Annotated in this window: 11 protein-coding genes; 6 read left to right on the top strand and 5 right to left on the bottom strand. The window is 56.2% G+C overall.

Features of this window, described 5'->3' with window-relative positions; all coding sequences use genetic code 11:
• Window positions 1-109 precede the first annotated feature (109 nt).
• Window positions 110-3,466 (top strand): serine/threonine-protein kinase, encoded by a 3,357-nt coding sequence (locus K227x_RS14375; protein ID WP_145170466.1) that lies wholly within the window; start codon window positions 110-112, stop codon window positions 3,464-3,466.
• A gap of 91 nt (window positions 3,467-3,557) precedes the next feature.
• Here the strand turns inward: K227x_RS14375 and K227x_RS14370 are convergent, their stop codons facing one another.
• The gene (locus tag K227x_RS14370; protein ID WP_145170464.1) at window positions 3,558-4,850 is read right to left on the bottom strand and encodes a metallophosphoesterase family protein; all 1,293 of its coding nucleotides are present in this window, start codon (window positions 4,848-4,850) and stop codon (window positions 3,558-3,560) included.
• Between the two features lie 561 nt (window positions 4,851-5,411).
• Here K227x_RS14370 and K227x_RS14365 point away from each other — a divergent pair.
• The gene (locus K227x_RS14365; RefSeq protein WP_145170462.1) at window positions 5,412-7,070 is read left to right on the top strand and encodes an alkaline phosphatase; all 1,659 of its coding nucleotides are present in this window, start codon (window positions 5,412-5,414) and stop codon (window positions 7,068-7,070) included.
• A 115-nt stretch (window positions 7,071-7,185) separates the two neighbouring features.
• A complete protein-coding gene (locus tag K227x_RS14360) occupies window positions 7,186-8,571 on the top strand; it encodes a phospholipase D-like domain-containing protein (RefSeq protein ID WP_145170460.1) in 1,386 nt (461 codons plus the stop codon).
• A gap of 122 nt (window positions 8,572-8,693) precedes the next feature.
• On the opposite strand, the gene K227x_RS14355 is transcribed toward K227x_RS14360, so the two are convergent.
• The 3 genes from K227x_RS14355 to K227x_RS14345 are packed head-to-tail and all read right to left on the bottom strand — an operon-like array spanning window position 8,694 to window position 11,374.
• Window positions 8,694-9,815 (bottom strand): carboxylate-amine ligase, encoded by a 1,122-nt coding sequence (locus K227x_RS14355; protein WP_145170458.1) that lies wholly within the window; start codon window positions 9,813-9,815, stop codon window positions 8,694-8,696.
• Window positions 9,812-11,035, bottom strand: coding sequence for an amidohydrolase (locus K227x_RS14350; protein ID WP_246146807.1), 1,224 nt, complete (start codon window positions 11,033-11,035; stop codon window positions 9,812-9,814). The genes K227x_RS14355 and K227x_RS14350 overlap by 4 nt, the downstream gene beginning before the upstream one ends.
• Window positions 11,036-11,374, bottom strand: a complete 339-nt coding sequence (locus tag K227x_RS14345) for a DUF4235 domain-containing protein (protein ID WP_145170456.1) — start codon at window positions 11,372-11,374, stop codon at window positions 11,036-11,038.
• 420 nt (window positions 11,375-11,794) lie between these two features.
• Here K227x_RS14345 and K227x_RS14340 point away from each other — a divergent pair, with 420 nt between their 5' ends.
• Window positions 11,795-12,295 (top strand): YciE/YciF ferroxidase family protein, encoded by a 501-nt coding sequence (locus K227x_RS14340; protein WP_145170454.1) that lies wholly within the window; start codon window positions 11,795-11,797, stop codon window positions 12,293-12,295.
• A gap of 464 nt (window positions 12,296-12,759) precedes the next feature.
• Window positions 12,760-13,272 carry a response regulator gene (locus K227x_RS14335; protein WP_145170452.1) on the top strand — a complete coding sequence of 171 codons (513 nt, stop codon included), beginning with the start codon at window positions 12,760-12,762 and terminating at the stop codon, window positions 13,270-13,272.
• A gap of 102 nt (window positions 13,273-13,374) precedes the next feature.
• Here the strand turns inward: K227x_RS14335 and K227x_RS14330 are convergent, their stop codons facing one another.
• Window positions 13,375-14,106 (bottom strand): phosphatase PAP2 family protein, encoded by a 732-nt coding sequence (locus tag K227x_RS14330; protein WP_145170450.1) that lies wholly within the window; start codon window positions 14,104-14,106, stop codon window positions 13,375-13,377.
• A 158-nt stretch (window positions 14,107-14,264) separates the two neighbouring features.
• Between K227x_RS14330 and K227x_RS14325 the strand changes: the two genes are divergently transcribed.
• A complete protein-coding gene (locus K227x_RS14325) occupies window positions 14,265-14,750 on the top strand; it encodes a MarR family winged helix-turn-helix transcriptional regulator (RefSeq protein ID WP_145170448.1) in 486 nt (161 codons plus the stop codon).
• Window positions 14,751-15,056: the final 306 nt, after the last annotated feature.

The following is a 15,056-nucleotide window of genomic DNA, read 5'->3' as shown; positions in this document are numbered from 1 at the left end:
GCAGGTTCCCAACAACCCCATGCACCGGGTGGTCCGACCAACTAAAATGCCCTTGGCTAGTTGTTGGAGTTGGCCACAAGAGAACCAATCACATCGTGCGTAGCTACTGATGAATCGGAAAACGATTGGCAGCATCGAAGAGCTGATGGATGAATATCAGCTTCAAATGGATACGGGAAAGGACGTCGATCCAGAGCAATTCGTTCGCTCATGGCCACAGTACCGTAGCGAATTCCTCGATGCGGTCCGCCATCAGGCCAGCGGAAACTCAGACCCACCGGTTTCTAGCCAGACGATCCTCGAAACGAATCCGCCGCCCGTTTTCCCCTCGCAGATTGGCCCGTATCGAATCCTGGGGCAACTTGGCCGCGGCGGGATGTCGATCGTCTACAAGGCCTGCCGCGATGATAGCGATCAAGAGGTCGCGCTCAAGGTCATCGATCCTGCGATCGCCGGCGACCAGGATGTATACCGACGGTTCCGGCGTGAGGCCGAGATTGTCCAACGCCTTGATCACCAGCATGTCGTTTCGTTGATCGAAGTCGGCGAAGTCGCAGATCGTCCCTATTTGGCGATGGACCTGATCGACGGTCCGTCACTGGCCGGCCTGATCGCATCCCTACGTGAACAGGCCGATGATCAGGTTCTATCTTCCTCGGCCACAAAGGTATTCCCGGCCGACGATTCTGAACTGCAAGGATCGAGCACTTGGACCCGACCGGTCAACGTTCATTCGAACCAGATGGAAAATTGCCGTCTTGCCGACAAGCTAAATAACGCAGAGTTTGTCACGATTGCATGCATGATGGCAGATGTGGCCGAGGCGCTTCATTCCGCGCATTTGCTAGGGATTGTGCACCGAGACGTTAAACCGTCGAACCTGTTGTTGGACCGCGCAGGAAAAATCTGGTTAGCGGACTTCGGGTTGGCTTTGCTGAGCGAAGGTCAAACCTTGCTGACCCAAACGGGCAAAGTGGTGGGGACCCCGCACTACATGAGCCCCGAGCAGACGTCCGGACAACGGATGGTTGACCACCGAACAGATATCTATTCGCTGGGCGCGACGGTTTACGAATTTGCCGCTCGCAACCGCCCCTATGCCGGTGACCGGCAACAGGTTTGGCGTGAAATTTCCGATGGACGCTTGACACATCCATCGCGCATCCGAGCGTCGATTCCGAGACAGCTTGAATCGATCATTTTGAAATCGATGGCGCATGTGCCTAGCGATCGATACGCAACCGCGGCTGACATGGCGAGCGACTTGCGGCGTTTCGCAGCCGGCAAAGCCATCAAGGCGCGGCGTCCCGGGATTGCCGAACACGCCATCCGCTGGGTCGTCCGCAACCCACGCCGGACGATGCTGACGGCCATCGTTCTATCATCCATCGTTCTGGGCGTCATCGCATTCCAACACATCGGTGGTCGACGTCTGGAAGCCATGAACGAAAAACTGGCCAGTATCAACGCGGTCCTTGAACGGACGAATTCGGATCTAGATCACAGCCGCGAACTGTTGCAGCGAAACCTTTACGTTGCGGACATGGCATCGGCGTACCGCGCCTATGCTCTGCAGGACATCGATGAAGTTCATCAACTCCTTGACCGGCAACTTCCCCAAGGCGACGAAGTCGATCTTCGTGGATTCGAATGGTGGCTGTTGGATCGGCTGTCACGACCGCCGACCGTCACCCAATTGGTCGGCCACCAAGGTCCCGTCTATGAAGCGACCGTGGTGCTGCAATCCAAACATCTGCTCAGTGTTGGGGAAGACGGAACTTCACGATTGTGGGACATCGACACCGGACAGCAACTGCGTCAGTTCGAGGTCGGACAACGGATGAACGCCATTGCCGTTTCGTCCGACTCGGCGAACTATCTGACGGGAGTCAACCATCCCGATGGAGACAACCCGTTGTCGTTTGGCAGTCTTCGAACAGGCGAAACAACGCGGATTCCGTCCACGCATGACTCAAGCATCGAATCGGTAGCGATCTCTCCCGATGGGCGTTTTCTTGCATCGGCCGGCCGTTATGGAGACGTGGCGATTCATGATGTCGATGGCAACCAACTCCACCGCTGGGCCACGGATTCGCGAAACGAATCGTTGCAGTTCTCTCCCGATGGAAAGCAACTATTGACGGTTCACCGAACGATCAATGATATCGGCAAGTTCGGGCACGCCCGGGTTTGGGATGTACCAGGATTTGAAAAGTGGTTCGATTTAGACGTCGATTTCAACGTCTATTCGCTTGATGTGTCGGGCAACGGGGAACGCGTGGTGTTGGCGGGCGACGATACGGTCGCGTTGGTCGATCTGCCCAACCGAAAGAGCATCGCGGTCCAGAACGAAGTGCGTGGCCGGGTTCGCGATATCGCAATTTCAGACGACGGGCGTTTCATTGCCGCAGCTTGCGACAACGGCGCCGTCCACGTCTGGGATGCGCCGATCGATGCCCGCAACGGCGAATCCGGTTTCCCGCCATCACGCACCATTGTGGATGGCGATGACCGCGCGACGAGCGTTGTCTTTTGCGACAGCCATCGAGTCGCGGCAACACGTGAATCGGGCCAAGTGCAAGTTTGGGATCTTTCCACCCAAAACTGCCCCCGATTGATGCAACCTGCCTACGTCACTGAATCGATCCGAGAGATCGATTCGAATCAAGTTCTGGTTCGGTTAGAAACCGGCGACATCGCACGAATCGACATCGCGACAGGAGCGTCGACGTTGGTCAGTCAGGTTCAAGCGGACTACTTCAACTGCGCAGTGGCGACAAAGGACGGTGACGTGATCGTCGCATCGAATCCAACCGGCTTTGTCGTGATCGACGCGAACAGCGGAGACCAGATCACCGACTTTCCAGGCACGACGGAAGAAAGTTGCCGCAAGCTGGCGTTTTCAACCGACGAATCGCGACTGCTGGCATTGTATGCCTATCAGCTATGCGTCTTCGACACTTCGGATTGGTCCATCGTCCACACGATTCCTGTCGTCGGTGACGCTGTCAGGGTCGAGTGTTCGGCCCATCGCGGCGAGTACTTGATCACTGGTCGCGAGCGAATGACCGTGATCGATGGCGAAACAATGGAACCGATCTGGGACAGTGGACAGAAATTGGGATCCAACAGCGTCGCCGCTTATGCCCCCGGCGGCCAGTCGATCATCGCAGGCCAGACCGACGGTACCATCGAAGTTCTAGACGCGATCGATGGAAGTCGCATCAGCTCGCTGAAAGGACATCGTCTAAGCGTATCGGATCTGGTTTTTTCAGCCGATGGCGACACTCTGGTCAGCTCTGGATATGATGGCACGATTCGATTCTGGGATTGGAAGAGCGGTCGAGAGATGGGGACCCTCGATATGCAGGTGGGGCCTGTCTCTCGATACATCATGTCATCAGGTGGTCGATTCCTGGTCGCGTTCGGATCAGACGGAAATTCCATCTGGTCAATTGACGACTAGGAAAACCATCAAATTCTCGTACGACGGCAGGCGAACCTGAGTCAGCCGGGGACGCCTCGTAGCCAAAGGGTGGGCCGGAGCCGATCCGCATTCAATTCCAAGTTTGCTGGTGCAACACCTTGCCCTGCAGGTCCACGATGCGGATGTCCAACGCACTTTGATCTTTGTCCTGGACCGCGTCCACGATGGTCAACGTCGCTTGCTCTGGCTTGGGGCCTCCGCCCACAAACTGACAGATGGGCATGTCATCGGATGCCGGGTCCAAGCGATCGGCGTGCATATGGCCTGATAGCACCGCCTTGGTACCCGCATCCTTCAAAATGGGCAGCCAGAGTCGAGCACCAAACCCGCTGTAGCTCGCGTACCCATCCAACGTCGTGCCATCGTTTTGTCCGTCCAAGCCGCGCAGCGGAATGTGGCAAGCGACGACCTTCCATCGCGAATCGCGATGTTCAGGCTGCTGCAAGACCTGTTTCAACCAGGTCGCCTGCCGTGCACGATACGGTTCATAAGCGGCCGTCCCCGCAAAAACGGGATGGCGATCCGGTTTATCCTCGCCGGTATCCAGAGTGATCAACGATAGCGGCCCCAAACGCAGCGATTGGTTGTAGGGAAGTTGAGCCGATTCGGGCGCGCCGACCATGATCTTGTTGACTTCACGAGATCGTTGACCACGCACGTCGTGATTGCCGTTGCTGAAGACCAGCGGACGACGACTGGCCCATGACATCGACAGATCCCGAGCGGGGTTCAACAGAATCTGCTCGGGTGAATCGGCTGCATCAAAATCATTGCAACTGTCCCCGTTCCAGATCAAAAGATCGGGATTCAACTTCTCTATTTCTCGGTGAAGCTGTTTGATCGTGTCCAGGTTCTCGTGGGTGTCGTTGATGCTGACGATCCGGATACGATTGGAATCAGCACTCGGCAAACGCAGTGTGTACGTGTCGGTCGACTCCGCCTTTCCGCGTTCCAGAACGTAGGCGTTCTTGTAGCCAAGCGGTTGCACCATGACGCGGTAGTAGATTGACGCGGTGATCGGGAAAGGTTGATCATGGTCCACGCGGATATGCAACGCCTGTTGATCGGCGCAGATCAATCCGTGGTGACTGGCCACCGCAGTGAACGGAAGGTCGTCCGCAGCAAATCCGTACTCGACCCACGCGGTGGCAAATTCGTTGACCGCAATGCTGATTCCGAATCCGTCAGGTCTCGGATTTTGGATCACAGGTGGGCTTGCGATTAGCCCCGAGTCATCCTTGGACGAATCCTGTTTTACCGGACGACCAGAATCTTGCGATTGGGCGGGTTGGTGGCCGCCGATCGCGCCCCATGCAACGGCGCTGATCGGGATGGTGCCAATGAACTGACGCCGGTTGAACATTCTGGTCTCGCGTGCTGTGGAATTTGGGGCAATTTGCGTGGCGGGTGCCTTGGGGGCACTCGATTCTAACCGCACATGGAACCGCTGCGATCAGCCCGACATTCTTTGAATGCTACGGGGGGCACGCAGCGATTCGCAATCCCCGACCACGCCCGGATTGAGAGTATCCACCTCCGAGGACGGTGCAGGATTGAAATGGCACCAATCCGACATCCGAGCAGTTGCAGGGTGGAAATGCCCGAATAGAACAAGAAAACGACGCCCGAACGCGTTCAACTCGGGACCCCCAAAATTGTGGGGCAGCGTTTGCTGGCGTTGACCATTCGACTATTATCGAAGCTGGCACGGCCACGCTATCGCCATCTTCGCAGCCGCTGTAAATTCGCGGTTGGTGCAAAATCCAATCAACGATGGCCACCGTGTCCTCCCCAGCCTTCCTGACCAACCGAGCTGCTTTCGCTCTGGTCAGCCCCACCCGCCGCCTGCTCGGTTTTTGGCAAACATCTTAGGCAACACCTAGCCCGTGGCAAACCTTCCCTTCCGACTGAAAGAAGCCGTCCAATGTTGAACCGATTGACTCGTCACTCGCTTGTGTTGATCACAGCGGCCATGGGGTTGAACACCCTATCCGTGCCCGCACTGGGTCAGACGAAAGACCCGATCGCAAAGCTACAGACCGACGCAGTCAATACGCGACAGTCCGATTGGGGGTACTGGGGACCGGATCCAGAAACCTATTCCAGCTGGAAGACGCACAGCAATCGATTGATTCCCGTCTACACGTTTGGCATGAATCTGGATTCTGTCAAAGGAAAGAACAGTCTCTATCGTGATCCCGCGGCGATCGAAAAGCTTTTCGGATATCTGCCCGAACGGACTCACAATCCGAAAGCCAAGTACTTTGACCAAACCGACGTCTATCGACTCCAAAAATCGGCGGCCGAATCGGGCAAGAAGCGAGTCATCCTGGTCGTTTTCGATGGCATGGACTGGCACATCACGCGTTCAGCAGCGATCGCAAAGCTGGGGCAAGTCGCCTACGACAAGGGCCGCGGAAAAGGGCTGCACTTTCTAGACTACCGCGGCGCGGATACTGATTTCGGATTCTGCGTTACCACCCCACACAACGATGGTACGTCTGTCAGTGTGGACAAACAGATCGTCAGCAATCCCGGCGGCAAGGTTCGTGGCGGTTACGATCCGGAACTTGGCGGTCATGCACCGTGGGGGACGATCACAGACGTGGACTACCTGACCGGCAAAAGCGAAACGCTCAGACACGCCTACACCGACTCGGCATCTTCGGCGACATCGCTGACCAGCGGTATCAAAACCTACAACGCTGCAATCAATGTGGATCACATGGGTCGCGAAGCGTTGCCGATCGCGCGGACCCTGCAAGACCAAGGCTATTCAATCGGCGTGGTCACCAGCGTTCCGATCAGTCACGCAACCCCCGCGTCCGCCTATTCGAACAACGTGCACCGAAACGATTACCAAGACCTGACTCGCGACCTGATCGGTCGCCCATCGATCTTTCATCCCGGCGGACTGGCCGGTGTTGATGTGCTGATCGGTGGCGGTTGGGGCGTGGAAACGAAAAAGGACGGGGCACAGGGAAAGAACTTTGTTCCTGGCAACAAGTACCTCACCGACGAAGACCTCCAGGCGATCGACGTCAAAAACGGTGGCAAGTATGTCGTAGCCCAGCGAACCAGCGGTGTGGATGGTCAAACCGTTTTGACGCAAGCCGTCGAAGAAGCGAAATCGAAAGACCAACGTTTGTTCGGTTACTTTGGTGTGGGCGGCGGACACTTGCCATTCCGCACCGCGGATGGAAACTTCGATCCAGTGGTTAGCTTTGGCAACCCGATTCCGGCAAAAGCCGAAGTCTATAGCGAGGCGGATTTGCAGGAAAATGTCGAACTGAAAGACATGGCGGTGGCCGCACTTGATGTCCTCAACTCACGTTCGGACAAATGGTGGCTGATGGTGGAAGCCGGCGACGTCGATTGGGCAAACCATTCGAACAACATCGATAACTCGATCGGTGCCGTCCACAGTGGCGACGACGCTTTCGACGCGATCGTGTCCTGGATCGAACACAACGGCGGCTGGGACGATACAGCGCTGATCCTAACGGCCGACCACGGTCACTATTTCAATCTGCACCGTCCCGAAGCGCTGATCCAGACAGCAGAAGTGGTCGCGTCTCCGTAATCTGAATCCCGAGGCGCCGAAGCGAATGTGGCGAGTTCCAGAGATGATGGGTGTGCCCCTACTTCTCACATCCATCCTGTTCCACTGAACTCGCCACCACGCGAAAAGAGACTGAATGATCTGGATTGTCGCCTATGTCAGTTCTGTATTGGGGGCTTTCCTGACCATCGTTGCGATGACCATCATTCGCAATGAACAACGGCACAACGTCGGTCGGCTAGGCTGGCTGGGCTTGGTCTTGCTATCGCCTCCGATCGGATTGATCCTGTTCCTGTGGTTAGGCGGTCGGAAAATTTCAGCAGAACACGAGCAACGAAAGTTGGTCGAAATGCCGAAGTTCGCCGATGACGGTGTTCCGCCTCGCACGGCTCTGGAACGCTTGCTGTTGGCCCGGAAACTGTGTCCGCCGACGACTGGCAACCAGGTGCGGCTGATCAGTCATCCCCGTGATCTGCGCGACGCGTTCCTGGAATTGATTGACAGTGCCGAAGAGGCAATCTATGTCATGACATTCATCCTGGACGATCACGACAGCACCGACGAAATCATCCAACGACTGTGCGAAAGAGCTCGCGAGGGGATCCGGGTTCGATTGCTAGTCGATGGTTTCGGATCGTTCCAGCTACCCGAGGAACAGCTGCAACAGGTGCGTGACGCTGGGGGACGCGCCCATCGTTTCAAAGCAATGTCGCAGCTGTCGCGGCTCGCCTATCTGAACTTCCGCAATCACCGAAAGTTGGCGTTAGCGGACGGACAACGTGCGATCCTTGGGGGCGCCAATATTGTCGCCGACGAGGTGTCGAAAAATCCGAATCCGGACTCTTGGATCGACATGAGTATGTGGATCGAGGGACCGACGGCGATGCAGCTGCAAGCCGTCTTTTGCAGCGATTGGACGTTCGAAACCGACGAAAAGCTTCCGCCCAACCATTTGGAACCGTCGGCTAGAGCCGGTGCGGATGACGGATCGCGTTTGAGCGTGATCCCGATCGGGCCGGACGGCCCGGACGAGATCCTAGAGGATTTCTGGCAGTTCGCAATTCACCAAGCCAATCAACGTATTTGGATCGCGACGCCCTATTTCGTACCGCCGCCGCAGGCTATGCGGTCACTGGAACTGGCGTGCCGACGCGGCATCGATGTCCAGATACTGGTTCCCCAAGTCAGCGATCTTCGGCCAGTCGACTACGCACGCTTCGACTACTTCAAAGACTTGATCCAAATGGGTTGCAAGGTCCATCGATACCCGGACAAGATGGTTCACGCAAAGATTGGGATCGTTGACGACGTGGTCGCGTTGGTGGGATCCGCAAACTTCGATGTGCGATCGTTCTTTCTGAACTATGAACTGTCCGTGTTGGTCCATGACAAGAAGACGATCGACCAGTTGGCCGGATGGTATCGCGATTTAGCCAGCGGCTGCGACGCAGGACTGACGGATCGATCAACGTTGCGATCGGCTTTGGCCACGACGGTCCGGTTGTTCGCTTCCGAACTCTAGTGCACGGTTGCACCGAATTCCCGACAGGTCGGGCACTCTCTTATCGGTTCCCCGTTCGCATTGACCGAGAATGTGTAAGGGCCGCATTCGTTCGGCGGCTGGCAATGGGCATCACCATTGGCTTAGACGATCGCCGCGTCGGTCTGATGAGCGGTTTCCATGATGGCATGCCGTACTGCTTCGGCGAGATCGATTTGATCGCCAGCGGCGGCCCTTTGTCGATCGGCCCCGGTACCGTCGGTGAATGCCCGTTCCAAATATGCTTCGACGCATTCACGATCTCCCGCCCGATCAAGGGACGGCCCCACATATTCCAGCAGCTGTGCGACCGCGTCGCGGGCTGGAAGTCGCTGACATGACAACGGGTCGACAAGCTCGTCATTCAAGCCGTAGCGAGCTGATTGCCAGATGGCATAAGACAGCAGATTGCTGCGAATCGGCCATCGGATTTCGCTGCGTTGCAAATCGCTGGTTACCTGCATCACGATCGCGCGAACGAGCCCGGTGTAGCCAACGGTTTCTTCCAGCGACATCATCACGTCTGCACCGCGAAACTCAATCGTGGGTACCTTGGTGGATAGACGGATATCCCAGTAGATGTAGCTCTCGTCTTCGATCGCACCGGACCTTGTCAATTGATCAATGGACCGCTGGTAGTCGTCTAAGTCGTCAAAGTAAGGTGGTGGGCCCGCCATCGGCCACTGCGCCCACAGCTCTCTCCGATAGCTGGCATAGCCACTATCGACGCCGTCCCAGAAGGGCGAATTCGACGACAGTGCCTGCAGTACAGGCAACCAACGTCGACTCATATTCATGATTTGCATTCCGAGCGAACGATCCTGAATCGATACGTGGACGTGACAACCGAAGATCAAAAGATCTCGCGCCAATTGCTGGTATCGCTGTCGCATCGCGCGGTAACGCTGTTTCGGCGTGATGGAGTCATCCTGCGGCACCAAGTGTGGATTGGTGCCCGTCGCGACCAACGCCGCGCCGGTCTTCTTAGCCGCAGCAATCAGTTGACCGCGAACGCGTTTCAGACTGTTTCGCACATCGTCCAGCGTATCGCAAACGGCCGAGGCCATTTCAATCTGAGTAAGGTGGAGTTCGTGCTGAATGTCCGCGGTTGTATGTCCCGCAATTCGCTGCATCACCTCTCTACAGTTGGGCAGCAATAACCCGGTCGTTGGGTCAACCAATTGGTACTCTTCTTCGACGCCGACCGATGGAATAGACAGATTCATGCGATTGCTCCGCTGGTTAGATCAAGTGCAGCCAAGGCCATCACGGCAGCACCGTGTTCCAAGGCCGATTCATCAATGTCAAAGTTGGGAGTGTGAAGCGGTTCGCTGCCGATCCGATCACCGGCTACTCCGATTCGCATCATCGCGCCCGGCACGATGGAGGTACAAAACGAGAAATCCTCGGCCCCCATGCTTGGCTGGTCGATGGCCACAACCTTCGCAGGACCGACCCTGAGTTCGGCGGCATGGCGGAATACGGCGTTGACCCGAAAGTCATTGATGACCGGAGGTGTGTGCGTCACAAAAGTCAGGTCTGCCTTGACCGGAAATTTCAGTTCGGTTGCCCGCGTAATTTGACGCATCAGCTTCGCCGAACGCGTGGCTGCATCGACAGATAATGTCCGCAGCGTTCCGCTAAGCCTCGCCTCGCCGGGCACGACGTTCGACGCGCTGCCCGCGGTGATCTGTCCGACGTTGACGACGACCGCTTCGCGGGCATCATGATTGCGCGGAAGACGACAGTAGACATCATTGATCCAAGACGCCGCCGCACCGACCGTGTCTCCCGTTAGATGTGGCCGGGCGCCGTGACCGGACTGCCCCTTGATGACCAAAGTGAACGTATCGCATCCAGCCGTGAAGGCTCCGGCACGATGACCAAAGCTTCCCACCGGTCGCGTCGGGTCGACATGCAGAGCAATCGCGGCATCCACGCCACTGAGGGCCCCTGCCTCGATCATGTGTAGCCCGCCGGTACTGATTTCCTCGGCAGGCTGGAAGAGGAACCGCACAGTGCGTTTTCCGATGAATGCATTGGACTTCGAAAGCTGATTCAGAATTGCCATCGCTCCCCAAACCATCGCTGTGTGCGCATCGTGGCCGCAGGCATGCATGATCCCGGGCCTTCGGCTTGCGTACTCGGCGGATAGTTCGGTTTGAATCGGCAGCGCATCGATGTCACCGCGGATCGCTACACAGGGACCGCCCGCGTGATCGCAAGACCTTAGATCGGCCCACACACCTCGCCGGTCCCCCGCCAATTTCGGGTCCAAACCTTGCTCGTGAATCAGATTCGACAAGTATTCGGTTGTCGCGTACTCGCCCTCGGACAACTCAGGTCGTTGATGGAGGTGTCGGCGTACTTTTTGAATGTCCGAAGCGACGGATCGGGCGATGTGACCAACGCTTTTGCTAACTTCAATTGCTGTGCTGATGGTCATCTATCGATCCCGGTGAACGTAGCGATGGTATGCGTCCGATGAAGCGCGTCTTGCTGCGATGCGAACGATTCCCACCAATGCACCGGAAGCCAACCCCCAAAGCAAAGCATCGTTCCAGTCGACTTCTCGCGATGCAGGGTTCTTGGGCGGTTCACGATTCAGCGTTGCTCGCCAACCAGCTTGCAAGGCGTTTCGCGCGACGAAGGTCGCTGCGATCGCTGCGCCGAAGGCGCATAAATTTTCGGTCTTTCCGACACCCGCATTCCTTCCGTCTGGTTCGGACTTCTGCTGCTGAGCGCCAGATGGATGCGAGAGTTTTTCTTGAACATGGTCCAACATTGGAAGCTTCCCTTTGGTTGTAGTTCGTTCGTGGTAACCAACCAACGAACGCAGCTTTCATGCCAGAACGAGTGCATTCACGCGATCTGCGAAATGCGAAGGGAATATCGAGGGGCGACGGGTGCAACTGCACTCTTGAAGTCAGCGGATTGCCGCTCGATGCCGACCGGCATGGGGGTGTCCGGGCGACAACCAACGTGGTGGCAAATCCACCAGCGGTGGAAAGATTTGTCAGCCAGACAAGGATGGGCGTTCATTCCCAAAGACTTGACATCGAATGGCACACGGAATGCGGCTAGTCGCAGTAACCCCACACTGCTGAACCCGGAAATCAGCGTCAAGCAGACGTGAAGAAACAGAGCAAGTCATGGCTGATGACGTTGATTTCTATCCAACCTTTTCACAAGTATTGAGAACATCATGATCTTAGATTCACTGAGCAAGCTGTATGTCCATGAGCTGAAAGACCTGTACAGCGCAGAGACCCAGCTCTTAGCGGCACTTCCTAAGATGGAAGCCGCAGCCACGAACGACGACTTGAAGAAGTGCTTCGCGGATCACTTGAGTGAAACGAAGACGCATGCGAAGCGGTTGGAGTCGATTTTTGCGGATCTGGACTTCGAACCGGGCGGGCACAAATGCGTCGCCATGGCGGGTCTGATCGAGGAGGGCGAAGGGTTGATCAACAGCGATATCGAACCCCACGTTCTGGATGCCGGATTGATTGCAGCCGCACAACGCGTCGAGCACTACGAAATGGCAGGGTACGGTACGGCAAGAGCTTATGCGGACAAGCTTGGCAATCATGATGCTGCGGAAGTCCTGCAGCTGACGTTGAACGAGGAAGGTCTAGCCAACCAGAAACTGACTCGTCTAGCCGAACGCAAAATCAACTTTCTTGCGTTAAGATCGATCCAGTGATGGCGCGTCAGCAGACCACGGAACCAGCAGTTCGGAACCTCATTTGATCGCGAGCATTCAGGCGGCGTCGTGCAGCTCCGAATGCGGAAGGTTAGACCCCGAAGGCGGGACTTGATTTTCGCCGCGCGAGAGCGAAAAATCGTTGGATCCAATCATGTGCAGCATAACCGCCGGTGCAATCTCGACGCTTGTGCTCGAACACTGAACACAGGTTTAGATTCATCACCAGTTGCGATTGTCGGTAGTGCGACATCCGCTGCACTTGCGTTGATAGGCCGCCGCATCGGTCTGATTCGTCCGCCTAAACAGTGCCGGGGTTAGCGTAGCCGGCCCTTGATTGCGTGCTCATGTTGGTTCAATTCGCAGATCGCGTTCTCCCTCCCAAACGTGATCCGACTCGCAAAGTTTTTGCTTGACGAGCAGATAAAATGTACGGGGTTCCTTTTCCGTTTGAATAGCTGTCTATGTTGCAATCTGAAAAATCGGTTCGGTGTTTAATCGCTGACGATGTTCGCGCGTCTCGCGAGGTTGTTCTTACATGGCTGAAAGAATGCCAGGTTGATTGCGAAGTCGCGGTGGATGGTCAACAGGCTTGGGAAGCGATTCAACGACGGCCTCCCAATCTGCTGATCACCGACCTCGACATGCCTATCATTTCCGGTCTGGAGTTGATCCAACGTATTCGTCAGTCGGTGGACGATGCGATCTGCCAAATTCCGGTTCTGGTGGTGACGGGTCTGTGTGACGGGAAGGCGGCAAAGGTGGTCCAGACAATGGGTGGCAACGGACTCCTGCAAAAACCATTGGACAAACGATGCACGATCTCGGCAGTTTTAAACCTGTTGTCCGAGGAGGCGGATCAGGCTGTGACCAGTGGATCGGCAGTCCTGGCATCCCAGCCAGGTGATGGGATGATTTCGCCGACCCTGCGGCGATTGATCGCGACGATGGAACTGAACCACCGTCTACAGGACTGATTGGTCAGCAACCAGCCGGCATGCGAGTTTTGTGCCCAGCGGTCATTCGTTCCGCGATCGGGGGGATTCAGCCTAGAGTTGGACAGACTGTTACAGCTGACGCTATGACACCGGTGGTTTTGATTTTTCAACGATCGTGCGGGCCATCAGCCAACACATCAGCGCCCAGGCTAGGCCTGCCGCCCAACCCGCTAGCACATCGGTAGGGTAGTGCACCCCCATGTACACGCGGCTGACGCCGACCAAGACGGTCAACGCGACAGCCACACCGATGACGTAGAAACGCAGCCAAAACGTCCGCAGCACGGGCGCGACGATCGCAGCCAGCGTCAGGTAAACGACGGCGGACATCATGGAGTGGCCGCTGGGAAAGCTGCTGGTGTAGACCTGAGATAGGTGGGGCACGAAGTCTGGCCGCGGGCGGTCGAACCACGATTTCAGCAACAGACTGGTTCCCATTCCCCCCAGGGTGGAAATGATCAGAACGATCATCGCGCGATAAGCACGATTGATCGCCAAGAACCCAGCGGATGTGCAAATTGCGATCAGCAAGACTGCTATGCCACCGAGGGCTGTGATGTCTCGACCTACCTCCGCCATCCAGCTAGGCCCGATTGGTCGATCGAGTTCGTTAGGGTGTCGAAAGCTCTGCACGGCCCAGCGATCAAAGGCGTCCGTACTTCCCTCCAACACTTCATCGGTGAGTTCGATGAACCCCCAAACGGCTAAGGTCAGCATCAACAGCCCTAACAGCACAATGGGCTCGCGGCCGCGGAAGAACCGAACCAGTTGAATCAGTCGGTGATGGAACGCATATCGTTGGGTTGTCTTCATAGCTTCTGCATCCTTTGCAATTCATGTACCAGTCGAGTCGATCCAATCCGCGGCCTTGAGACCGTTTTAACCCGGACGGATAGGCCGGGATCGTCGATGCAAAAGTATTTCATCAATAAGATACTTGCCAGTGAACCAATGGAAGTTATCCTTGGGGCATGAAACTGCAAGAAGAGCTTAAACGGCCGCAACCGTTTGCGACACTTCAGCAAGAGACGCTGCTGAATTTGTTGCGAATCAGCGACCAACTGGAAAACCGTATCGCTCGGCTATTCCGCGAATACGGGCTAACGCTGTCACGCTTCAACGTGCTGCGGAATCTTGATATGGCCGAGCGTCCGCTGACTTGCGGGGAAATTGGCGAGCGGATGATTCAGATCGTTCCGGCCATCACTTCGCTTGTCGACCAGCTAGAGAAACATGAACTGGTTCAGCGGACGCGGTGCACCGAGGATCGACGGGTCGTCTATGTCGCGATTACGAAAAAGGGATCGCGATTGGCGGAACAAATCATGATTCCGCTATTGGAACTTGAGGCCCGTCTATTCAAGAAGATGTCTCGCACAGAGATCAAATCATTACTGCCGCTTCTGGAAAAAACACGAGCATCAATCGCAGAAAGTGAAACGGAGACCAAGAAATAGGCTAGCGCGATCGTCGAACGCTCTGATGCGATGACTTTCCAGCACGGCCCCAGCGACCTTCCATTGCGAATCCGATTGCCGAACTGCCGTGTCAAGTCCTTCGTTGCATGATTTGAGTTTTCGAACCAGCGGTTTTCCACATTGTGGTGGGTAGCAATCTTGTTCCAGTGCAGGAAAGTCCCATGCTAGGCGCACCGGCGCAGAAACGCCAAGCGTCGACAACATCGTTTGACGACTCAATTGCAGCCCACTGCCTTGGTCATCTCCCCCCAAAATACAGAAACAGTCCAGGGTCTGGTTCGTCGC

The sequence above is a fragment of the Rubripirellula lacrimiformis genome, assembly GCF_007741535.1.
GTDB classification, from domain to species: Bacteria; Planctomycetota; Planctomycetia; order Pirellulales; family Pirellulaceae; genus Rubripirellula; species Rubripirellula lacrimiformis.
This window is presented reverse-complemented; position numbering and strand designations above follow the sequence as displayed.